The 21406-nt window shown below is 60.0% G+C and carries 23 protein-coding genes and 1 pseudogene; 6 read left to right on the forward strand and 18 right to left on the reverse strand.

What is annotated here, in order from left to right; translation table 11 throughout:
- Positions 1–10: 10 nt before the first annotated feature.
- Genes aroB through aroQ form a run of 5 tightly spaced genes read left to right on the forward strand, consistent with a single transcriptional unit; the run spans position 11 to position 5571 of the window.
- Positions 11–1153, forward strand: a complete 1143-nt coding sequence (gene aroB / locus AOBCEHNH_RS03635) for a 3-dehydroquinate synthase (RefSeq protein WP_152063193.1) — start codon at positions 11–13, stop codon at positions 1151–1153.
- Complete coding sequence (gene aroA / locus AOBCEHNH_RS03640) at positions 1147–2463, forward strand: 3-phosphoshikimate 1-carboxyvinyltransferase (RefSeq protein WP_152063194.1); 1317 nt, start codon at positions 1147–1149, stop codon at positions 2461–2463. Before aroB ends, aroA begins: the two co-directional genes overlap by 7 nt.
- Positions 2464–2472: 9 nt before the next feature.
- Complete coding sequence (gene aroC / locus AOBCEHNH_RS03645) at positions 2473–3579, forward strand: chorismate synthase (RefSeq protein WP_152063195.1); 1107 nt, start codon at positions 2473–2475, stop codon at positions 3577–3579.
- Positions 3580–3589: 10 nt separating this feature from the next.
- Positions 3590–5095, forward strand: coding sequence for a shikimate kinase (locus AOBCEHNH_RS03650; protein WP_152063196.1), 1506 nt, complete (start codon positions 3590–3592; stop codon positions 5093–5095).
- A gap of 32 nt (positions 5096–5127) precedes the next feature.
- On the forward strand, positions 5128–5571 hold the full coding sequence (gene aroQ, locus AOBCEHNH_RS03655) for a type II 3-dehydroquinate dehydratase (RefSeq protein ID WP_152063197.1): 444 nt from the start codon (positions 5128–5130) through the stop codon (positions 5569–5571).
- Positions 5572–5972: 401 nt separating this feature from the next.
- Here aroQ and AOBCEHNH_RS03660 read toward each other — a convergent pair whose 3' ends face one another.
- The 4 genes from AOBCEHNH_RS03660 to AOBCEHNH_RS03675 form a co-directional block, all read right to left on the reverse strand.
- On the reverse strand, positions 5973–8261 hold the full coding sequence (locus AOBCEHNH_RS03660) for a polyribonucleotide nucleotidyltransferase (protein WP_152063198.1): 2289 nt from the start codon (positions 8259–8261) through the stop codon (positions 5973–5975).
- A 203-nt stretch (positions 8262–8464) separates the two neighbouring features.
- The gene (gene rpsO / locus AOBCEHNH_RS03665) at positions 8465–8743 is read right to left on the reverse strand and encodes a 30S ribosomal protein S15 (protein WP_006721138.1); all 279 of its coding nucleotides are present in this window, start codon (positions 8741–8743) and stop codon (positions 8465–8467) included.
- A 212-nt stretch (positions 8744–8955) separates the two neighbouring features.
- Positions 8956–9267 carry a type II toxin-antitoxin system RelE/ParE family toxin gene (locus AOBCEHNH_RS08175; RefSeq protein ID WP_152063199.1) on the reverse strand — a complete coding sequence of 104 codons (312 nt, stop codon included), beginning with the start codon at positions 9265–9267 and terminating at the stop codon, positions 8956–8958.
- On the reverse strand, positions 9257–9526 hold the full coding sequence (locus tag AOBCEHNH_RS03675; protein WP_006722528.1) for a type II toxin-antitoxin system Phd/YefM family antitoxin: 270 nt from the start codon (positions 9524–9526) through the stop codon (positions 9257–9259). Before AOBCEHNH_RS03675 ends, AOBCEHNH_RS08175 begins: the two co-directional genes overlap by 11 nt.
- Positions 9527–9581: 55 nt before the next feature.
- Here AOBCEHNH_RS03675 and AOBCEHNH_RS03680 point away from each other — a divergent pair, with 55 nt between their 5' ends.
- On the forward strand, positions 9582–10034 hold the full coding sequence (locus AOBCEHNH_RS03680) for a hypothetical protein (RefSeq protein WP_193221166.1): 453 nt from the start codon (positions 9582–9584) through the stop codon (positions 10032–10034).
- Between the two features lie 271 nt (positions 10035–10305).
- Here the strand turns inward: AOBCEHNH_RS03680 and AOBCEHNH_RS03685 are convergent, their stop codons facing one another.
- The 14 genes and pseudogenes from AOBCEHNH_RS03685 to AOBCEHNH_RS08090 all read right to left on the reverse strand — a co-directional run bounded on the left by AOBCEHNH_RS03685 (position 10306) and on the right by AOBCEHNH_RS08090 (position 21292).
- On the reverse strand, positions 10306–11268 hold the full coding sequence (locus AOBCEHNH_RS03685; protein ID WP_152063201.1) for a DUF2806 domain-containing protein: 963 nt from the start codon (positions 11266–11268) through the stop codon (positions 10306–10308).
- 65 nt (positions 11269–11333) lie between these two features.
- Entirely contained in the window at positions 11334–12092 is a 759-nt protein-coding gene (locus AOBCEHNH_RS03690; RefSeq protein WP_152063202.1) for an HD domain-containing protein, read from the reverse strand.
- A 461-nt stretch (positions 12093–12553) separates the two neighbouring features.
- Positions 12554–13006: a hypothetical protein gene (locus tag AOBCEHNH_RS03695; RefSeq protein WP_152063203.1), complete on the reverse strand. Its 453-nt coding sequence runs from the start codon at positions 13004–13006 to the stop codon at positions 12554–12556.
- 151 nt (positions 13007–13157) lie between these two features.
- Positions 13158–13478 (reverse strand): annotated as a pseudogene (locus AOBCEHNH_RS03700) (UTP--glucose-1-phosphate uridylyltransferase); the annotation flags it as partial.
- Positions 13469–14491 (reverse strand): dTDP-glucose 4,6-dehydratase, encoded by a 1023-nt coding sequence (gene rfbB, locus AOBCEHNH_RS03705; protein WP_152063204.1) that lies wholly within the window; start codon positions 14489–14491, stop codon positions 13469–13471. The pseudogene AOBCEHNH_RS03700 and the gene rfbB, both read right to left, overlap by 10 nt.
- Positions 14492–14502: 11 nt before the next feature.
- The gene (locus tag AOBCEHNH_RS03710) at positions 14503–15063 is read right to left on the reverse strand and encodes a VanZ family protein (RefSeq protein ID WP_193221167.1); all 561 of its coding nucleotides are present in this window, start codon (positions 15061–15063) and stop codon (positions 14503–14505) included.
- Positions 15064–15213: 150 nt separating this feature from the next.
- Positions 15214–16119: a UTP--glucose-1-phosphate uridylyltransferase gene (locus tag AOBCEHNH_RS03715; protein ID WP_152063206.1), complete on the reverse strand. Its 906-nt coding sequence runs from the start codon at positions 16117–16119 to the stop codon at positions 15214–15216.
- A gap of 296 nt (positions 16120–16415) precedes the next feature.
- Positions 16416–16895: a hypothetical protein gene (locus AOBCEHNH_RS03720; protein WP_152063207.1), complete on the reverse strand. Its 480-nt coding sequence runs from the start codon at positions 16893–16895 to the stop codon at positions 16416–16418.
- 153 nt (positions 16896–17048) lie between these two features.
- The gene (locus tag AOBCEHNH_RS03725) at positions 17049–17363 is read right to left on the reverse strand and encodes an acyltransferase family protein (RefSeq protein ID WP_152063208.1); all 315 of its coding nucleotides are present in this window, start codon (positions 17361–17363) and stop codon (positions 17049–17051) included.
- The gene (locus AOBCEHNH_RS08180; RefSeq protein ID WP_152063422.1) at positions 17360–17641 is read right to left on the reverse strand and encodes an acyltransferase family protein; all 282 of its coding nucleotides are present in this window, start codon (positions 17639–17641) and stop codon (positions 17360–17362) included. Before AOBCEHNH_RS08180 ends, AOBCEHNH_RS03725 begins: the two co-directional genes overlap by 4 nt.
- Positions 17642–17766: 125 nt before the next feature.
- On the reverse strand, positions 17767–19026 hold the full coding sequence (locus AOBCEHNH_RS03735) for a nucleotide sugar dehydrogenase (RefSeq protein WP_152063209.1): 1260 nt from the start codon (positions 19024–19026) through the stop codon (positions 17767–17769).
- Positions 19027–19092: 66 nt separating this feature from the next.
- On the reverse strand, positions 19093–20133 hold the full coding sequence (locus tag AOBCEHNH_RS03740; RefSeq protein ID WP_152063210.1) for an NAD-dependent epimerase/dehydratase family protein: 1041 nt from the start codon (positions 20131–20133) through the stop codon (positions 19093–19095).
- Positions 20134–20160: 27 nt separating this feature from the next.
- A complete protein-coding gene (locus tag AOBCEHNH_RS08185; RefSeq protein ID WP_370739241.1) occupies positions 20161–20685 on the reverse strand; it encodes a serine O-acetyltransferase in 525 nt (174 codons plus the stop codon).
- Positions 20686–20773: 88 nt separating this feature from the next.
- On the reverse strand, positions 20774–21292 hold the full coding sequence (locus AOBCEHNH_RS08090) for an acyltransferase (protein WP_152063212.1): 519 nt from the start codon (positions 21290–21292) through the stop codon (positions 20774–20776).
- Positions 21293–21406 lie beyond the last annotated feature (114 nt).

The raw sequence follows: 21406 nt of genomic DNA on the forward strand, positions 1-21406 counted from the left end.
GGACGGCATCATGGCAACCTCGGCATACACGCTCGACATCGATACGGCACATCCCTATCAGATGCACATCGGCACGTTTCTTCTGGAGCAGGTCGGCGCCATCACGCAGTCGGTCGCCCCTCAGGCCCAGCGCGCACTCATCATCACCGACTCGAACGTCGGCCCGTTGTTCCTGGCGCCCGTCGAGCAGGGGCTGAAAGAGGCCGGGCTGACCGTGGGCGTTGCGACCTTTGAGGCCGGCGAGCAGAGCAAGAACCCAACAACCTATGCCGAGCTTCTCGAGCGTGCGGCAGAAGAGCAGCTCACGCGCGACGATGTGATCATCGCACTGGGCGGCGGCGTTGTGGGAGACCTCGCAGGTTTTGTCGCGGCGACGTACATGCGCGGCATCGGCTACATCCAGGTGCCCACCACCTTGCTGGCGATGGTCGACTCCTCCGTGGGCGGCAAGACCGCCATCGACCTTTTCGCCGGCAAGAACCTCGCAGGCGCCTTCTGGCAGCCGCTCGCCGTCATTGCAGACGCCGGCTGCCTAGGCACCCTCTCCGACGAGCAGTTCGCCGACGGCTGTGCCGAGGTGATCAAGCACGCCCTCATCGCAGATGCCGAGCTGTTCGCCGAGCTTGAGAAGACGCCCCTCACCCTCGACCTGCTCAAGCAGGACCTCGCACGCGTTTGCTGGCTCATCGCGCGCAACGTCGATATCAAGCGTGCCGTCGTTGTTCAGGACGAGCGCGAGGCGGGCATCCGCAAGCTGCTGAATTTCGGTCACAGCATCGGACACGCCGTCGAGGCGGCCGAGGGCTACCGTCTCGGCCACGGCACCTGCGTCGCCATCGGCATGGTCGCCATCGCGAGCGCCAGCGTCACCGCCGAGCTCTGCCCCGAGGAACTGCCCGAGCGCCTCGCCCGCCTCATCAAGGCGCATGGGCTCTCCCTCGCCTTTGACGCGGCGCCCGACAAGATCTTCAACGAGGCGCTGCACGACAAGAAGCGCTCCGGCTCGACCATCGACCTCATCGTCCCGCGCGGCATTGGGGCGGCGTCCCTCGCACCCACCCCGCTCGACGAGTTCAGGCGCATCCTCGAGGTCGGCCTCGCCTGCACCCAGGCACTGTCCGCCGAGATCGACGGCGAGGAGGACGCATGCTAGCCAAGATCAACCCCAAGCCCCTCTCCGGCACCGTCCCGGCCATCTCATCCAAATCGATGGCGCATCGCATCATCATCGCGGCGGCCCTCGCGAACGGCGTGACCCGCGTCGCCTGTGACACCACGTGCGCCGATATCGACGCGACCATCCGCTGCCTTACCGCGATCGGCGCCAAAATCGACCCCATCGAGGGCGGCTTTGAGATCCACCCCGTGCTCAAGAGCCTCGAGCACGGCATCTTGCGCGCGCTGGCAGGCGCGACCCTCGACTGCGGCGAATCTGGCTCGACGCTTCGATTCATGCTCCCGGTCGCCTGCGCCCTCGGCGCGGATGCGACCTTCGTCGGCTCACCGCGGCTCGGCGAGCGCCCCATCGCCCCGCTCACCGATGAGCTCATGGCCGCGGGCTGCACGTTCCAGGGAGCCACGGGACTCCCCCTGCGCATCACCGGGCGCATGCGTGCCGGACGCTTCGAGCTGCCCGGAAACGTGAGCTCACAGTACATCTCGGGCCTGCTGCTCGCCGCGCCCCTGCTCGACGGCGACACCCAGATCGCCGTGACCGGCGAGATTGAGAGCCGTCCCTACATCGGCCTCACGCTGGCCGTCCTCAACGCGTTCGGCGTGAAGGTCGGCATCGAGGAGGGCGCGACGCCGGGCGGCCTGCCGCTCACCGTCTTTACCATCGAGCGCCAGGGATATCGCACCCCCGGCGCCATCGCCGTCGAGGGTGATTGGTCCAACGCAGCGTTTTGGCTGAGCGCCGGCGCGCTGGGCCGCCACTCCGTGACCGTCCGCGGCGTGACCCCCTCCTCAATCCAGGGCGATCGCGCCATCAGCGCCGCGCTCATGCTGTTCGGCGCCAAGGGGCAGCGCAGCGCCCGAGCCGCGACGGTTCGCCCGGACAACATCCACGGTATAGAGCTCGACGTACGCGACATCCCGGACCTCGTCCCCGCACTCGCCGCGGTGGCGGCATGCGCCGAGGGGACCACACGCTTTACCGGATGCTCCCGCCTGCGCATCAAGGAATGCGACCGTCTCGAGGCGATTGCAACGGAGCTCGGCAAGCTCGGCGCCAACGTGTGCGTCGACGGCGATGCCCTCGTGATCGAGGGCCGCGAACAGCTCGACGGCGGACGTGTGAGCAGTCGCAACGACCATCGCATCGCGATGATGGCGGCCATCGCCGCCGTGCGCTGCGCCTCCCCCGTCGAGATCGAAGGGGCGGAGGCCGTGGACAAGAGCTACCCGCTGTTCTTCGAACACTACCGCCTGCTCGGCGGCGACGTCGAGCTCATCGACGAGTAAGGGGCGACAATGGCCTCCATGTGCGGCGACAGCTTACGCATCTCCATCTTTGGGCAATCGCACTCCCCCGCCATCGGCTGCTCGGTCGACGGCCTGCCCGCGGGTATCCCCATCGACCTTGATCGCCTCCAGGCGTTTCTCGACAGGCGCGCACCCGGCAGCTCGGACACCTCGACCACTCGTCGAGAGGCGGACGCGGTCGAAGTCATCGCCGGCATAACGGAGGGCCACACGAACGGCGCGCCCATCGCCGCCATCATTCGTAACGGCGACATGCGAAGCTCCGACTATAGCGAGCTCCACCGCGTCCCCCGCCCGGGCCATGCCGATTGGACCGCCGCCATCAAGTACGGCGAGCATCGGGACGTGGCCGGCGGAGGCCACTTCTCGGGCCGCCTCACCGCACCACTGTGTGTCGCGGGCGGGATCGCCCTGCAGGCCCTCGAGGCAAGGGGGATCAAAATCGCCGCGCACATCGCGCAGCTCGGCCCCGAGCCCATTACGGACAAGCCCCTCAACCCCATGGAGCTCGACGAAGCGCAGCTTGACGCCATAGCCGCAAACCCGCTGCCCTGCATCGACGCCCCGGTCGCACGGCGCATGCACGAGGCCATTCTCCAGGCAAAATCCGAGCTCGACAGCCTGGGTGCCGTGATCGAATGTGTGGCATACAACGTCCCCGCAGGCCTTGGCGACCCCATGTTCGACGGGATGGAGAGCCGCATCGCCCGCATCGCGTTCGGCATCCCCGGCGTGAAGGGGGTCGAATTCGGCGAGGGATTTGGAGCGACCCTCATGCGCGGGAGCGAGCATAACGACCCGTTTTGCATGCAAGACGGGCATCCGCATATGGCCACCAACCATGCCGGCGGCATCCTCGGCGGCATTACCTGTGAAACGCCTCTCATCTGGCGCATGGCGGTCAAGCCAACGCCGTCGATCGGCAAGCCGCAGCGCAGCGTCGACCTCGACGCGCATCGCGACACGGAACTCACCGTCCGCGGACGGCACGACCCGTGCATCGCCCCGCGCGCCGTCCCCGTTGCTGAGGCCGCCTGCGCGTGCGCGATCCTCGACGCCATGCTCACCTCAGCCGCCACTCAACGGATACTCTAGGGAGATACCGATGAACCTCGATGAACTGCGAAGCCAGATCGACCAGGTCGACGGCAAGATACTCGACCTGTTCGGCATGAGGATGGCACTGGCCAAGGACGTTGCCCGCGTGAAGTCCCAAACGGGGCGCGCGATATTCGACCCCGAGCGCGAGCAGTGCAAAATCGATGACGTGCGTCGCCGCGCACCCCAGGGGCTCGAAGATGAAGCAGAGAAGCTTTTCCGCCTGCTCATGGACCTCAGCAAGCGCTCTCAGGAGCACATCATGGCCCAAAACTCCCCTCGCCCCTACGGCGTGCTGGGGCGCGTCCTGGGTCACAGCTACACACCCGTCATTTATCGGGAGCTCGCCGGGCTCGACTACCGCAAGTTCGAGCGTGAACCCGATGAGCTCGAGGCGTTCATCCGTTCGGATGAGTGGGAGGGCGTGAACGTCACCATCCCGTACAAGCGCGATCTCGTACCCTATATGGACGAGCTGTCCGATGTTGCCCAGCGCATGGGCAACATCAACACCATCACGCGCCTGCCCGACGGCCGCCTGCGCGGCGGCAACACGGATTATTACGGCTTCAAGGTACTTGTGGAGTCCCTCGGACTGGAGCTCGCCGGCAAGAAGGCAGTCGTGTTCGGAGGCGCGGGCGGTGCCGGCTCGACCGCGATGATGGTCCTCGCCGACCTGGGCATGGAGGCGGTCTCGATCGACCGCGCGGGCGAGAACACGTACGAAAACCTCGACCGTCATGCAGATGCGGCGCTCGCCGTCAACTGCACACCCGTCGGCATGTTCCCCAAGTGCCCGGCGGCCCCGTGCTCACTCGATGTGTTCCCGCAGCTCGAGGGCCTCGTGGACATTGTGTACAACCCCGCACGCACCGCCCTCATGATGCAGGCTGAGGTACGCGGTATCCCGTGCGCCGGAGGCCTGCTCATGCTCGTCGCACAGGCGGCGCAAGCCGTGGAGCGCTACACCGGCGAGGTCATTGGCATGGACCGCATCCTCGATGTCACCGCCCGCCTCTCCGCAACGGAGCAGAACATCGTCCTCATTGGCATGCCCGGGTGCGGTAAGACCCGAGTAGGAGAACGCCTTGCAGCCCTCTTGGGACGCGAGCATGTCGATATCGACCACGTGCTCGAAGACGAGCTGCAAACAACCTGCGCCGAATACATCTGTCAACATGGCGAGGCGGCGTTCAGGGAGCGTGAGACCGAGGTGCTGCGCCGCATGGCCGCTCGTTCGGGACTCGTCATTTCCTGCGGAGGAGGCGTGGTAACGCGCGCAGAGAACTATCCGCTCATACACCAGAACGGCATCATCGCCATGCTCGACCGCCCCGTCAATGAGCTTTCCAAGGAGAACCGTCCCATCACCGCGCGCGACGGCATCGAGGCGCTCGCGCAACAGCGCATGCCGATCTATCGCGAATGGGCCGATCTCATCGTGGCCTCATGCGACTGTGCCGAGAACACGGCCAAGGCCGTCCGCGACGCTCTGCCACCCATGCTCCCCTAACGGAAATCTCGGACAGACCTCAAGGAGTCACCATGAAAGCGCTGGTCATCAACGGACCGAACCTCAATATGCTCGGCATTCGCGAGCCCGGGATCTACGGAACGGACTCGTATGAGACGCTCGTTTCGATCTGCCAGGATAGCGCTGATGAGCTCGGGTTCGACGGCATCGAGGTCTTCCAGTCCAACCACGAGGGCGCGATCGTCGACCGGATCCAAGAGGCTTATGGCAGGGTGGACGGCATCGTTATCAACCCGGCGGCCTACACCCATACGAGCATCGCGATCCTCGACGCGCTCAAAGCGGTTGGCATCCCGGCGGTCGAAGTCCACATCTCAGCAGTTGAGAAGCGCGAAGCGTTCCGGCAGATATCGTATGCAGGGATGGCCTGCTTTGCACGCGTGTCCGGCGAAGGTCTGGCAGGCTACGCCCACGCACTCAAAATCCTGGCGGACCGATTGAAGAATCAAGGCTGACAAACTACGGTGATTTGACCCTTATCGCTTGCTCGACTGTCAAATTCGCCAGATTTGTAACCGCCCTACTCAATGACCTCGTCGGTTTACTAGAAATAATTGCCGATAATGGCATTACTGGGCCTTTGAATTCAATGTGCCAATGCCCATTGTCAGAATAAGCGATATGGATGTCCATTATCTTGGCTCAACGACCATCTATTACGCTTTCTGGCGCATTGACCGCCGCGCGATCAGTTACGCAAACGGAAAATTTGACAATTCGCTATTTCGTACTGCGATGCGCGCAAGATTTTTTAACTCGAAAGACAAAAGGAGTCCGCGCATATGCACGGACCCCTTTGCATGAGAGTTGAAATACGACTAGCGCGCAGAAACTCTCGTAAACGTAGGCTTATCTGTTACTCGGCCTCGTGATGACGCCGCGGGGCACGGCCGCCGTTGTCACCGGGACGACGGGGACGGTCACCGCGCTCGCGACGGGCGGGACGGTCGAAACCGCGGGCACCGGTGTCGCGGGCACCACGGCCCGGGCGATCGCCGCGCTCGCGACGCTCGCCGCGACCCTCGCCCTCACCGCGGCCGGCACCAGCCGGGGCCTCGGGCTTCTCGAGACGATCCAGGGAGATCTTGCCGCGGTCGTCGATCTCGATGACCTTGACCTTAACCTCGTCGCCAACGTTCAGAACATCCTCGACCTTCTCAACGCGGCCCTGGGCAACGCGGGAGATATGCAGCAGGCCGTCCTTGCCGGGCAGCAGGTTCACAAACGCGCCGAACGGCTGGATGGAAACAACGCGGCCGGTGTACTCCTCGCCCACCTCGGGAACCTTGACGATGAGCTCGATGCGCTCGATGGCAGCGGCGACGGACTCGCCCACGCCACCAACGTACACGGTGCCGTCCTCGTGGATGTCGATGGAGGCGCCGGTCTCGTCCTGGATGCCGCGAATGGTCTCGCCACCCTTGCCGATGACATCGCGGATGTTCTCGGTCGGGATGGTAATGCACTGGATCTTGGGCGCGGTAGCGCGGGTCTCCTCACGCGGGCCGGGTACGACCTCGAGCATCTTGTCGAGGATGTAGGCGCGGCCCTCCTTGGCCTGCTCGAGGGCGGTGCGCAGGATGTCGAACGTCAGGCCGGTGGCCTTGTTGTCCATCTGCAGCGCGGTGATGCCCTTCTCAGTACCGGTGACCTTGAAGTCCATGTCGCCGAGGAAGTCCTCGAGACCCTGGATGTCGGACAGGACGACGGTCTTGCCCTCCTCCTGGATGAGGCCCATGGCGATACCGGACACGGGACGCTTGATCGGCACGCCGCCGTCCATGAGGGCCAGGCAGCTGCCGCAAGTGGAAGCCATCGAAGAGGAGCCGTTGGACTCCATGACTTCGGACACAACGCGAATGGCGTAAGGGAACTCGTTCTCGTCGGGCAGGACCGGGATCAGAGCGCGCTCGGCGAGGTTGCCGTGGCCGATCTCACGGCGCTTAGGCGTGCCCATGCGGCCGGTCTCGCCGGTGCAGTAGGGCGGGAAGTTGTAGTGGTGCATGTAGCGTTTGCCATCGACGGGCTCGATGGTGTCGAGGCGCTGGCCCTCGTTGAGCATGCCGAGCGAGAGCACGGAGAGCACCTGGGTCTGACCGCGCTGGAACAGGCCGGAGCCGTGAACCAGAGGCAGGTAGTCGCCCTTGACCATGATGGGGCGGATCTCGGCGGCGGTGCGGCCGTCGACGCGCTCACCGGTCTCTACAACCATGCGACGCATGGCGGTCTTCTCGAGCTTCTTGAGGTTCACCGGGATCTCGCGCTCCCAAACGAGCTGCTCCTCCTCGGTGAACTCGGCCTTGATGGCCTCCTTGAGCTCGGCGACCTTGTCCTGACGGGACAGCTTGTCGGCGTCGCGCAGGGCGGCGGCCATCTCATCGTAGTGGGCGAAGATGCGGTCGTGGACCTCCTCGACCGGCTGGTCGAGCGGGTACTCGCGCTTGACGATCGGGCCGTTGACGCGCTCCCACTCCTCGACAAACTCGAGCTGAGCGTCGCAGAAGGCGCCGATGGCCTCCTGGCCGAACTGCATGGCGGCGAGCATGTCCCCCTCAGAGACCTCCTCGGCGCCGGCCTCGACCATGGAGATGAAGTCACGGGTGCCCGCGAGCTCGAGGTCGAGATCAGAATTCTCGCGCTCCTCATAGGTGGGGTTGACGATGAACTCGCCGGTCTCCTTGTCGCGGCCGATGCGCACGCAGGCCAGCGGACCCTCGAACGGCACGCCACCGATGGTCATGGCGAGGGAGGCGCCCATGACGCAGATCACGTCGACGGGGTTCTTCTGATCGGCCACGAGGGAGGTGGCAACGACCTGGACCTCGTTGCGGAAGCCGTCCGGGAAGGACGGGCGGATCGGACGGTCGATCATGCGAGCGGTGAGGGTGGCCTTCTCGGAGGGACGGCCCTCACGCTTGAGGTAGCCGCCCGGGATGCGGCCGGCAGCGTACATCTTCTCGTTGAAGTCGACGGTCAGCGGGAAGAAGTCGTAGTTCTTGCGCTCCTTGGAAACGACGACCGTGGTGAGCACGGTGGAGTCGCCCTGCTTGACGAGCGCGGCACCGGTGGCCTGCTTGGCGAGCTCGCCGACCTCGAAGACGTAGGTCTTGCCGAACAGGTCGAAGGTCTTGCTTACGAGTGTCATGAATACTCCTATCCCCACGCGCCCCTTGCGCGCGGGCTTCTCTAGGTCGGCGGGACCCTCCCGCCGATCGGTTGCGGGGCGGGCACATGAGGCCCCCCTCCCCTTTTGGACGGCGCATTGGCGCCGGCCCGGACCCCTATCGCCGTGATAGCGGCCCAACATGAAAAGGGGCGCCCAGCGGACGCCCCTGCATGCACAAATCCCTACTGGATGTTGTCGCGAATGCCGAGCTCCTTGATGAGCTCACGGTACTCGTTGATGTCGTTCTTCTTGATGTAGGAGAGGAGACGACGACGCTTACCAACCAGCATGAGCAGACCACGACGGGTGTGGAAGTCCTTCTGGTGGGACTTCATGTGCTCGGTCAGCTCCTTGATGCGCTCGGACAGGATGGCAACCTGAACCTTGGAGTTGCCGGTGTCCTGGGCGTTCTTGCCGAACTTGGCGGTGAGCTCCGCCTTGCGCTCCTTGGAAATCGTCATGATTTCACCTTTCTTGTAGCGGCCGCGGGATGCGCTCCCCATGGCCTCGATTCGCCCTCAACTGGGAAGCCGCCGGTGGAGCGGATATCCAAGTGGAGGGTACCAACAGGTCGGTATGTTACCACAGACCAGCAGCACAATGCCGCAATCGCACAACTTGCCCATGTTATGCAGCGTCTTCGAAGAAATGTCGCCCGTAGGCGTCGCCCCAATCAACCCAGGGCATCATCGACATAGTCCTGAGACTGATGGAACACATGGAGAATCTTCAGGCAATCATCCATGAAGGAATAGATTGCGACGTACCTGCCCACGCGAAACGAACGATAACCTCTCTGCGCAAGCTCGGGATGAGGGCATAGCGCATGGGAAGAGGGAAATGAGCAGGCAAGCTTAGCCTGGTGCCTGAACTCCTGAATGAATGAACTTGCCGCGCCCGGGGAGGCCAACTCATCTTTGAGGTATTGGGCAATGCCACTGATCTCCAGAGCAGCGTTCTTTGAGATTACAAGTCTAACCATCATAACGTTCCAGCAACGCGTCTAAAAATGCATCGCCATCGAGATACGCGCCAGAATCAAACTCGGCCTCCGCACGATCAAGACGGCGCATAAGGCGCTCATGGGCAAGTTCGCTTCTAAGTCCATCGTAAGCTTCGGGCGTCATGACAACCAAAGCATCGCGCCCATTGCGCGTCACCGTCACCGGGTCTTTAGAACCCTCGACGACTGAGAGAAATTTAGCGGTATCTTTCAACTCGCGAACGGGAACACAAAGCGCCATGGCGGCCTCCTTACATCGTGGCCATATTGTACCACGCTTTATCGAGGCTCGATTCATGCCGGAAATTAACAAGTCCCTGCCGTCGACGAAGCACCCAGAGCTTATGTCCGCACGCTCGCATACATTCCCTTTGTCGCAACAAAGAACAAACGACGAAAGGAAGAAAATGTATTTCAGCAAAGACGTTACAAGCTGGATCGATCTAATTGATGACGGCGATGCCATGCTCAGCAGGCTGAAAACCTTAGAATACTTGCTATTTAACTGCGCAATGGATCTTCCGCTTGCGGGGTGCAAGTTTGCAGGCACCACAAAAGACGGCTACGACGGAAGTGAGATGCTGTTCTTCATCGATGAGACGTTGGAGCACCTTATTCGTGAATATGAGAACCAGGTGGGCAAATATAAAACCCTTCAATCAAATAATCGAAGTGACGATCGGAATAGTACCCTCACGAAGGACGTCTCACAAACCGCTAAGCGCAGCACGGCAAGCATGGCAGCATAGCCAAAGGTCAAAACAGCCAACAAAATGGAAGCAAAACCCTGTTGTAGCCAATCCGGATAACCGCCGATTCTGATAAGCCAGATAGAAATATTCAGGCAAATAGAATGCAATCCCGCACTCCTGCGCAAAGAGTGCGGGATTCTGGATATTTAGTCCGTTCAAGCACCTGTCGGACCGCATAGAAATGACTACATAGAGATGAACGCACCATTAAGGCGGCAGTCCTATACGGCCAATTAACTAGATGGGGCGTCGAGATACACGAAATATTTCAGACGCTGACCTTGTTGACGGCGAAGCGATCCGGCATTTCAACAAGAAAAGCATCCTGTTCTGCCATTCTTTCTATCAACAAGTCAAGCAGACCGTCAGCCGATCCCAGTTGGCATAGAGCTGAGATTTCTTCACCGCAGGACGTGAGAACAATATCGCCAATCGAGATTCGATTCTCAGGATGGGCAATGACGTATGTAAGGTCGCCTATCCTGAGCAGAGGGCTTTGGCCAGCTTCAAAATACGTTGTTGCATTCAGCTTGATCAGGCCAATTCTTTCAAGCTCTACCAATTCGGAATATGAGAGATCCCCGCCATTATATGTTGTACCGTCTTTATATTTGAACACAAGCGGAATAACCTGGATCATACCCCCATCCAAGACATGCCCACCAGCGCAATAGGTGCACATCCTGCTGAACAAAGAGGCCTGACCTGAATCTAATTCTTTCAGCTTTTTTAACGTTCTCACAGAGCAACAGGATTCGGATTCGAGTTCTCTCGATAAGAGAGCAGCCCAAAGAGCCTTAATTTCTTCAGAGTACGCTCCTTTAGCACCTTCTACGATCAGATCAGATTTCTCAGGATCAAGAGGCTTAGGGGAGACACCTTTAGCGTCCACGTCATGAATTGCGCGCGAGGCTATATCAGCGAGATTCTTAGCCTGAGCATCGGTTAAACGATAACCGCGAGCCTCCATCAAGCATCGCTCATCAGACCATGATGGATACTCTCTTTTAATTCTACGAGCGCTCTCTATGTCCCAATCAATTTCTAATGTGTGAGCCTTCAGCTCATTTCTAACCTTAAAAGCCCTGCACATCGACCCAATAACCCCGGATTTGGATGGATCTCCAATTGCACAGCCATCGATACCGATATTTATGTCGCCGGTTTTTAGTAAGCTAGCGTCGAGCGAACCCCGCAGCGAAGCATTCACTCCTCCAAGCATGTCGTCCATAAAACCCCAATCAAACTGCGCCAGTAATGGCAAAATTATTAAATTATATGACAAGCGGGCAGAACCTACATCTCCCCCATCACATCGCAGATGGCATCCCAGCGGTACTGGGTGAGCTCGGACTCGAAATGCGGGCTCAAGCCGAAGGGCTCGCGCAGGAGCGCCTGCAGGTATCCCCTATCCCCCAGAGCCTTGCGGGACGCGGGCAACTCGAGCTCGAAGGCGAGGCAGACGGCGCCCACAAGGCCGTCGAGCGACCCAGGGCGCTCATCGCGCGCGAGGCAACGGCGCTCGCCGAACGCCTCGAACGCCACGTCCGAAATCTCCCCGCGCGAGAACTCGCTGGGATCGATTCCCAGCACCGCCTCGCAGCTCGACTGGTTAAACACACGTAGGATATCCACCTTGTCGGCGTCCCGCGTGATGGTGCAAAAGAGGCGTTCGCGAGCGCCCAGGTCCGACGGGAGCCTGAAGTCGCTGTGGAGGGCAACGGCGCGCTCGATGATGTGCGCCCATTCCGGATCGTTGGTGAAACTTGCCATCTCATCCTTGAGCACCTGGATCCCGAGCGCCGCATGGCAGCACGAGTCCGCGTCGCTGAACGTCCCCCATTGGCGCAGCTGCTCGAATCGCCCGATGTCGTGCAGCAGGCCGCACAGCCACGCGAGGTCGACGTCGGCCGGGGGCAGGCCCTCCCCTCGCGCGATCTCGTCGCACAACCCGGCAACCTCATAGGTGTGTTCGAACTTGAGCGCGATCCGCTCATCCGAGGCGTCGTAACGAGCGACATATGAATTAAACGCATCTAGACACGATTGACGCATGTCATCCCCCAAAAGAAATGGCCCGCGGTGGCGACGATACAGGTGGACTCGAAGGTACCTGACAGGTCAAATCCCGCTCTGTTAAACCAGTCTTACACACAAATCAAAACGCTTCTATAGTGGCCCGAGCACACCCCGCGCCGCGGGGTGGCGCTTTGGGGTATACTCGTAACGAACAAGAGGTTAAAGCCCTCCTGTAGCAATTTGGCACGTGGGCAATGCCCACAGACGAGCCGCCTTAGCCACAAGGCGGCTCGTCCCTTTTCGCGGGCATCACCCAGCCGCTAGAAGAACAACAAGACAATCCACGCGATGGCAAGCGCCATGACGATTGCAAGTGCCAGCAACAGCTGCGTGAACGCGCGCATGGGATCCCTCCAATCTCCCCGCAAGGACTCGGAGGACACCGCCCGTTCGCTAATTGAATTATAGCATAATTACGAACGTCTGTTCGCTGTTCATCAGCTTCTCGTAAGGCAGTTTCCCGGCTCCCCTTCCTCGCTCCCCATATAGCCTCTCGCGCCACCAATCTCCGTATAGCGAAAAGCCTTTTTGATTCCATTTCGTTCGATCGTGAGGTTGAAAGGAAGCCGCCTCCCCAGCACGCCATTTGTTGGGAAAGCAGGCATAGATTCGGGGCGGAAGAACTCAACCTTATAGCCATACGATTCGAGCATGGCACCAAGAATGGGCTCAGCCAGGTGTTCCCTGATTGCCACTTCAAGTTTCACCTGGGCATGCTTTAGCGCGAAATACTCGTCATTCGCCGGCTCGAAGATTGGGAAGCCCGAATCATTCCAGTTAGGAACGACAGAGCTGGTAAACAGGGCATTTTCCTCTTGCTCCTTGAGGAAGCCATGTACGCATTCTTCCATGGTGCGGAGTAGGACGCTATTCGAGATCTGCGAGTTCACGGTATCACTCCTACCTATTCACCTCGAGACTATTCAATTCCCATTATCCTGCAATCTAAGTCGCAGTTTGCCCGAACGATATCTACAAAAGAGAGGCGAGTCGGCACAAGCCGACTCGCCTCTCTTAGACATCATCTTGTGTTAAGCATTCCTAGCGCTCCAAGCCGCCGCACTCGTCGACGGCCGCCCAGAACTCGCCGGCGAAGCGCGGGTCGCTCGCGGCCATGAGGGCGTTGGTGGCGATCCAGCCGGAGGGGGTGCCCGTGTCGTAGCCGGACAGCGGGTCGATGACGACGGCGTACATGGCCTCGCGGTCCAGGCTGCGCGCCATGGCGTCGGTCAGCTGGATCTCGCCGCCCTTGCCGGGCTGCTGGTTGGCGAGGAGCTCCATCACGAGCGGGCTCAGCAGGTAGCGGCCGACGATGTAGAGGTTGGACGGGGCCGCCTCGGGGCTCAGCTTAGCTACTGCCCCTGGGCGGCGTACCTCGCCTCGGTGGCCTCCTTGGCCGGGCGCCACCAGGCCTCGTTGTCGCGGTACCAGGCTATGGTCTCGGCCAGGCCGGCGGCGAAGTCGGTGCGCGAGGGCTCCCAGCCGAGCTCGCGGCGGAGCTTGGTCGCGTCGATGGCGTAGCGGCGGTCGTGGCCGGGGCGGTCGCGCACCCAGTCGAAGTCGTCCTCGGGGCGGCCGAAGGCCTTGAGGATCTCGCGCAGGACGGTGATGTTGTCCAGCTCGCCGTCGGCGCCGATGAGGTAGGTCTCGCCGATGCGGCCCTTCGTGAGGATGCACCAGACGGCGGAGCTGTGGTCCTCGGTGTGGATCCAGTCGCGGACGTTCCTGCCGTCGCCGTAGAGCTTGGGGCGGACGCCGTCGATGAGGTTCGTGACCTGGCGCGGGATGAACTTCTCCACGTGCTGGTAGGGGCCGTAGTTGTTGGAGCAGTTGGAGATGGCGGCTCGCAGGCCGAAGGTGCGGGCCCAGGCGCGCACCAGCAGGTCGGAGGACGCCTTGGTGGAGCTGTAGGGCGAGCTCGGGCGGTAGGGCGTCTCCTCGGTGAAGCGCGCCGGGTCGTCGAGCGCCAGGTCGCCGTAGACCTCGTCGGTGGAGACGTGGTGGTAGCGCACGCCGTGCCTCCTGCAGGCCTCGATGAGGGTGTAGGTGCCCTCGACGTTGGTCTTCAGGAACGGGCTCGGGTCGGCGATGGAGTTGTCGTTGTGGGACTCGGCGGCGTAGTGGACCACGGCGTCGGTCCCGGACACGAGGCGGTCGACGAGCGCGGCGTCGCAGATGTCGCCCACGACGAGCTCGACGCGGTCCGAGGGCAGGCCCGCGATGTTGTCGGGGTTGCCGGCGTAGGTCAACTTGTCGAGGACGGTGACGTGGACGCCGGGGTGCTCGCGCACGACGTGGTGGACGAAGTTGGAGCCGATGAAGCCGCAGCCGCCGGTGACGACGATGCGCTCGGGCTCGAAAGCGATCTCAGCCATAGCGCCCCCAATCAAGCGTGACGTGCAATCCGACACCTCATATAGCAACGAACGATTCCAACGACACCAAACATAAGGACAATCCCAACGCCATAACCCAATGCATCAAACACTAAATCAGAGGCATCGAACTCGCGCCCGGGAACGAACAGCTTGTGAGTCTGATCGAAAAGCGAGGCACAGGCACTAATGGCAAAAGACACCAACATGCGTGCGCCAGTCAACTCAGGACGACCCCACCAAAGCAGCAAAGCAGCCGCAACAGGGACACCAAAAGCGAAAAACTCAACGGTGTGTGCCCATTTTCGGATGCCCGCAATACCCAGTAACCATTCAGCAACTGATGGAGACGGAATTGTCACCCCAGTCGATAGACTTTCATCATCGGACGCACCCTCAGCTGCCTCAGAACGTGCCTCCTCATTTGCAACACGCTCATAAGCACTTGTCGAAAGGTCGGTCGTCTGAGCAGGATCCTGCTCGGACAGAACATAGATACAGAAGAAAACTAGCGCAGCGACGCAAGCGGCAACGGCAAACAGCCTACGCCTCATTTTTGATACAGCGGTCATAGGTCTCCATATCCTGATAACAGTCGGGAGCACAGCTGCGCCACGACCGGGCGATTCCATACAACTAGGGCGCGCCACCGTATTGCGATAGCGCGCCCTGCAAGGTGCCTATGTCGGAGGGGGCGGGGCCGAACCCTCCCCTATCGGGGCCTATCGCTCCAAGCCGCCGCGCTCGTCGACGGCCGCCCAGAACTCGCCGGCGAAGCGGGGGTCGGACGCGGCCATGAGGGCGTTGGTGGCGATCCAGCCGGAGGGGGTGCCCGTGTCGTAGCCGGACAGCGGGTCGATGACGACGGCGTACATGGCCTCGCGGTCCAGGCTGCGCGCCATGGCGTCGGTCAGCTGGATCTCGCCGCCCTTGCCGGGCTGCTGGCTGGCGAGCAGCTCCATCACGAGCGGGCTCAGCAGATAGCGGCCCACGATGTAGAGGTTGGAGGGGGCCGCCTCGGGGCTCGGCTTCTCGACCAGGCCGCCGATGCGCCACACGGCGCCCGGCTCGGTCTCCCCCGCGCCCTCGTATCCCTCGAGCGTGCCCACGAAGTCGCCGGCGATGACGCCGTAGCGGTCGACCTGGTCGGGCGCGCAGGGCGCCACGGCGATCACGGACGCGCCGCCGTGGGCGCGGGAGACCTCGAGCATCTTGTCGCAGATGTCCTTGGCCGGGACCACGTAGTCGCCCAGCAGGACCAGGAAGGGCTCGCCGGCGCAGGCGTCGGCGGCGGAGCGGATGGCGTGGCCGAGGCCGCGCGGCTCGTACTGGTAGCGGAAGTCCACGGGCATGCTGCCGGCGTGGGCGACGGCGTCGGCGTAGCCTGCCTTGCCGCGCTCGCGCAACAGGGCCTCCAGCGAGCGGTCGGGCTGGAAGTAGCTCAGCAGCTCGGGCTTGCCGGGGCTCGTCACGATGATGGCGGCGTCGACCTCCTCAGGGTCGAGGGCCTCCTCCACCACGTACTGGATGACCGGCTTGTCGAGGACCGGCAGCATCTCCTTGGGGGTGCACTTGGTGGCGGGCAGGAAGCGGGTGCCGAGGCCGGCGGCGGGGATGATAGCCTTCATTGTTAATTCCCTATCTCATTTTGGAGCAGTAACCTAAAGATTCCAGGATCCATAGTCTTGCATTCGATAAACTTTAACATCCCAAGATGATGGAGCATAAATGAACCTGACCGAAATCATCAACAATTCTATTGATTAGTTGTGAACGCCCCCACCCGGCCAGCTTGACCCAGTGCAGCGGTTTGATTATTTGAAGATGTCCCCGCGCGCGAATTGTCTACAGAAATGCATCCTCGGACGGATAATACCAGCTCCAACAACTGCACAGTCTAATGCGCAGCTATTTCTGATCCACCCTAACGGCAAATCAAGTGCCTAGTCACAATAGCGTTCATGTGATGCAACGCCAATGAAAGAATAATGCAGGCGATCGAAAAACAGAGATACGCAAATCCGCCAGCAAGTGGAAGCGCAAGCTCCTTGACGAGTAGCAATCCATATACGTTAAGCAAGTAAGACTCTAGCGATGAATCGCCAAGGAGCTTCAACGGCGCACAGTTCAGCGGAATAGGAAACAACAGCACCAGCATGAGCAGGAAACTGAGATCAAACCCGATCTTAGCGCCCAAGCGCCAAATAACAACAGACGTTAGCAGCGCGGCGACCAGTTGGTACTCCTTGATGGAAAACTTCCTGCCCTCATAACTATATTTGCCCGCGCACCACCCCAAAGCATATGAGGGCAACCTCGAGATCACAAAGCCGATATTGTTGAGAAAAAAGACATCGCATGAATTAAGGATGAAACCGCCAAAACCAAGAAGGCAATCAGACACAAGCAACGCTCGGGGTCATCCCTTAGCAGCGAGGGCAAAATCGGCGTCAAAGCATACACGGGGAGCATCGCAGATACATACCAGGCTCCATCATGCTCTATCCAATAACTCAACGTTGAGATGTCGAGTAGGAATGCACCCCCCCACGGGAAATCAGCATATCGAGCAATAGATAAACTGGCCGATGATCAGAAGGAAGGGTACTCCCACGCGCACAAAACGCTTCCAATAAAACTGGCGAAGCGAAAGTCGCCCCATGTTCCGCAGCGAGTAATACATCCCAAAGCCAGACGCGAATAGAAAAATATCAACTCCGAGGTTCCCAAGGCTTAGCAACTTTGCAACAACACCATCAACCGGAACGATCGCATAAGCATGGGCAAAGTAAATCATGAGGGCAGCAATGCCCATCACCAGTTGCCGCTGCCTGCTAAACCCACTAGCGTCAATACATATCACATCATTCATGCGGCAATCGCCCCCTTGCACATAGATTCCGCTCGCAAGACCAATGCGAAGTTTACGGCAACAAGGGAGAGACACCTATGCAGCAACATCTGCGCGCTCAAACCATGGCGCTCTATGCTGGCCCCAAACAGCCATCCCGAAATCAAGGCAAACAATGGCATATGGAAGCTATAAATGCCCCTAAAAGCCCAATCGTCAAAGAATGTTCTGTCCTGCAGAACTGCTTCGCCCTGGCCGAACTGGATACAATGACCAGCAACTACGAGAACGACTGCCAGCCCTTTAAGATAATCGAGATAGCCATCTCGATTATCTTATTCGCCCATGTGCGACTCTCTTCCAATTCACAGCGGGAGCCACATGCGACATTGCAGCCCGACACAATACAAAGCGATATGCCCATTTAGTCCCTCTTGAACAAATCCCGGGTGTACACCCTGTCTGCAACGTCCGTCAAATCGTCACTCCAGCGGTTGGCGACGATGACGCCACAACGGGACTTAAAGTAGTCAAGGTCGTGCGTGACCTCGGAGCCGAAGAAATCAGGTGCGTCCAGCGTAGGCTCATACACCACAACGGGAATGCCCTTTGCCTTCACACGTTTCATGATTCCCTGGATCGAACTCGCGCGGAAGTTATCCGAATTGCTCTTCATGGTGAGACGGTAGACGCCGACCACAGGCATGGGCTCCCCAGCGTACACCAGCGACATCACTCGGTCGATCACAACATCGGCGATGTGGTCCTTGCGCGTGCGATTGGAGTCGACGATGGCACCGATGAGGTTCTGCGGAACATCGCGGTAGTTGGCAAGCAACTGCTTGGTGTCCTTGGGCAAGCAGTAACCACCGTAACCAAAGCTGGGATTGTTGTAATGCGACCCAATGCGGGGCTCCAGGCACACGCCACGGATGACGTCCGCTGCAGCAAGGCCTTTTTCCTCGCAATAGGTGTCGAGCTCGTTAAAATAAGCGACACGCAGGGCAAGGTAGGTGTTGGCGAAGAGCTTCACGGCCTCAGCCTCGGTGGTGCCGAGCACGAGCTCAGGGATACCGATTGTGCCATCGGCATTCACGCGCTGATGCTCGGATGGATCCGCACCCCAGGAAAGCAAGCTGGCGAACCTCTCCGCAGCTGCGACAGCGTCCGCATCTTCCCTAGGCGCACCGACCACGATACGACTCGGATGCAGGTTGTCGTAAAGCGCCTTGCTCTCGCGTAAGAACTCCGGGCTAAAGAAGATTCGTTCATCGCCCAAGCGCTCGCGAAGACCCGCCGTGTAACCAACGGGGATGGTCGATTTGATAACGATCCAGGCATTGGGGTTAACAGAGCGAACCGCCGAGATCGCCGCCTCGACAGAAGAAGTGTCGAAGAAATTCTTATCGCTATCGTAGTTGGTGGGAGTGGCGATAACGGCATAGTCGGCGCCTCGATAGGCCTCCTCGACATCAGTGGTGGCATGCAAGTCGAGCGCGCGCTCCCCCGCCTCAGCCTCAGATAGGAAGCGCTCGATCTCGTCGTCCTGAATCGGCGACTTGAACGCGTTGATCATCTCAACCTTCTCGGGAACGATATCGAGAGCGTGAACCTCGTTATGCTGAGAAAGGAGGACGGCGAGGGACAGGCCCACGTAACCGGTACCAGCGACAGCAATCTTCATTTCATTCTCCAATTATCAAAGGCTATGAAAACGGCATGAAAATGACCCCCTCTCGGGAGCCGTAAATTAGATTTGGTAGTACTCACGATACCACTTGGCGAAAGCCCTCAGACCGTCCTCGAGTGGCGTCGCGGGCTTGTAACCCAGATCGTGCTCGAGCGCCGTGGTGTCGGCGTAGGTGACGGGGACGTCTCCGGGCTGCATTGCCACGAGCTGTTTATGGGCCTCGAAATCGTAGTCAGCCGGAAGCACGCCCTCCTCCACCAGCACGCGCTGCAGCGTGTCGACGAAGTCGAGCAGGTTCTCCGGCTGCGAGTTGCCGATGTTGTAGACGCGATGCGCGGCGAGCGGCAGCCCGTCCCCGCCCATCTCGACCACGGGAGCGGCATCTATGACGCGCCTCACACCCTCGACGATGTCGTCGACGTAGGTGAAGTCACGGCGGCAGTCACCCATGTTGAAAATCTTAATCGTATCACCGCGGCGCAGCTTCTCGGTGAAGCCGAAGTAAGCCATGTCGGGTCTTCCCATGGGACCGTACACCGTGAAGAAGCGAAGGCCGGTGGCGGGGATTGAGTAGAGCTTGGAGTACGCGGCGGCCATGAGCTCGTTGGACTTCTTGGTGGCGGCGTAGAGCGACACCGGCGAGTCCACGCGGTCCTCCTCGGAGAACGGCACCTTCTTGTTGCCGCCGTAAACCGAACTGGAGCTCGCGTAGACCAGATGCTTCACCGGGTGATGGCGGCAGGCCTCGAGCACGTTGAAGAAGCCCACAAGGTTGCTCTCGAGGTAGGCGCGCGGGTTCTCGATGGAGTAGCGGACGCCCGCCTGGGCGGCGAGGTTCACCACGACGTCGAAGCCGTTCTCCGCGAAGAGGCGCTCAACGAGGGCGGCATCGCACAGGTCGCCGCGCACGAAGGTGAAGCGGCCATCCGAATCGGCCTCGCCAAGCATGTGCAGGCGAGCCTCCTTGATAGCAGGATCGTAGTAGCTGTTGACGTTGTCGAGGCCGACGATCGTATCATCGGTTATCTCGAGCAGCCTCTTGACCAGGAACGCGCCAATGAAACCAGCGGCTCCCGTCACGAATACTTTTCTATTCGCCATTTTCGATACTCCAATACATTAGTCAGACTAAACCAGCTGAACCTTGCGGTTGATATAGCCATCCGTTGCATTCACACGAGAAATGATGCGGCATGGGTTGCCCAAGACGATGGAGTGGCTCGGTACGTTGCAATTCACATACGCCCCGGGGGCTATGAGTACGTCGTCGCCCACGGTTATCCCGCCAACAATCGTTGCATTGACCCCAACCCACACGCAGTCTCCCAATACGGGAACGCCTTTGCGACCCCCACGATTCTCTTGGCCGATCGTAACGCCCTTATGCAGATTGCAATTTGCTCCGATCACGGCAGCATCGTTAACCGTGATATTGAAAGCATGCCCAAGGTAGAAACCGGGGCCTATCTTGGCACCGCAAGGTATCTCCAAACCATATCTCTCACGCATACGCCTTAAAACGAACCTCAGGAATGGGTTGCGGGATAACTGGCATCTGCGCAACACCCAAATGAATCTCATCGCGTGATCAGACCAAGGCGAGGACGCCTCTGGCCATCTCTGCCAATCGAGGCACCCCCCCACGAAATCCATTCCATGATTCAAAAGTACACACTCCCTTCACGATGCGTTTGGACAGCCATTTGGTCGATATGCATCCACACCATCAAGAGCATCAGCTCTAGGCTGGATAGGCCCGTTCACAGAAGCAGCGCTTCTCCTCGAAACCCAGATGCTTCGTGTTGACGAACTCTTCCTCATGCTTTTCACGGTATCGATCGATGGTCCCAATCGGGCGCGCGGGAACACCAGCCACCACCGTGTTATCCGGAACATCGTGGGTCACCACGGATCGAGCGCCAACGATGCAGTTCCCACCTATGGTCACCCCGGGCATAATCATCGCATCCATTCCGATATGACAGTTATCGCCAATCGTCACGCGTCCAAACCTATCGACGTCCGAGAGCTCAGGATAAAGGTGCCTAAGCACCCAAACGCCTCCATCATGGGTGGTGATTTTCACGCCACTCGCAAGGCGCACGTTGTTGCCAAGGGTAACGAGGTAGGGCTCGGAGCCAAAGTCATAGCCATTAAGAATCTCGCACCCCTCCCCAATAGTAAGACCGCGAGATCTTAGCTGCTCGAGCTTTTTATCGCCGGACTTGAGATGCCAGGCCAATGATGTGAACAGGGACATTCAGATCACCCTCAATTCAACGCAACGTGTAACATGCGCATTGGCAACACAAAACAACGGGAACGTTGGCGCGCGACAGCGCATGCGTGGGCAAAACCCAAACCAAACTAATCT

Source organism: Collinsella intestinalis, assembly GCF_902501455.1.
GTDB classification, from domain to species: Bacteria; Actinomycetota; Coriobacteriia; order Coriobacteriales; family Coriobacteriaceae; genus Collinsella; species Collinsella intestinalis.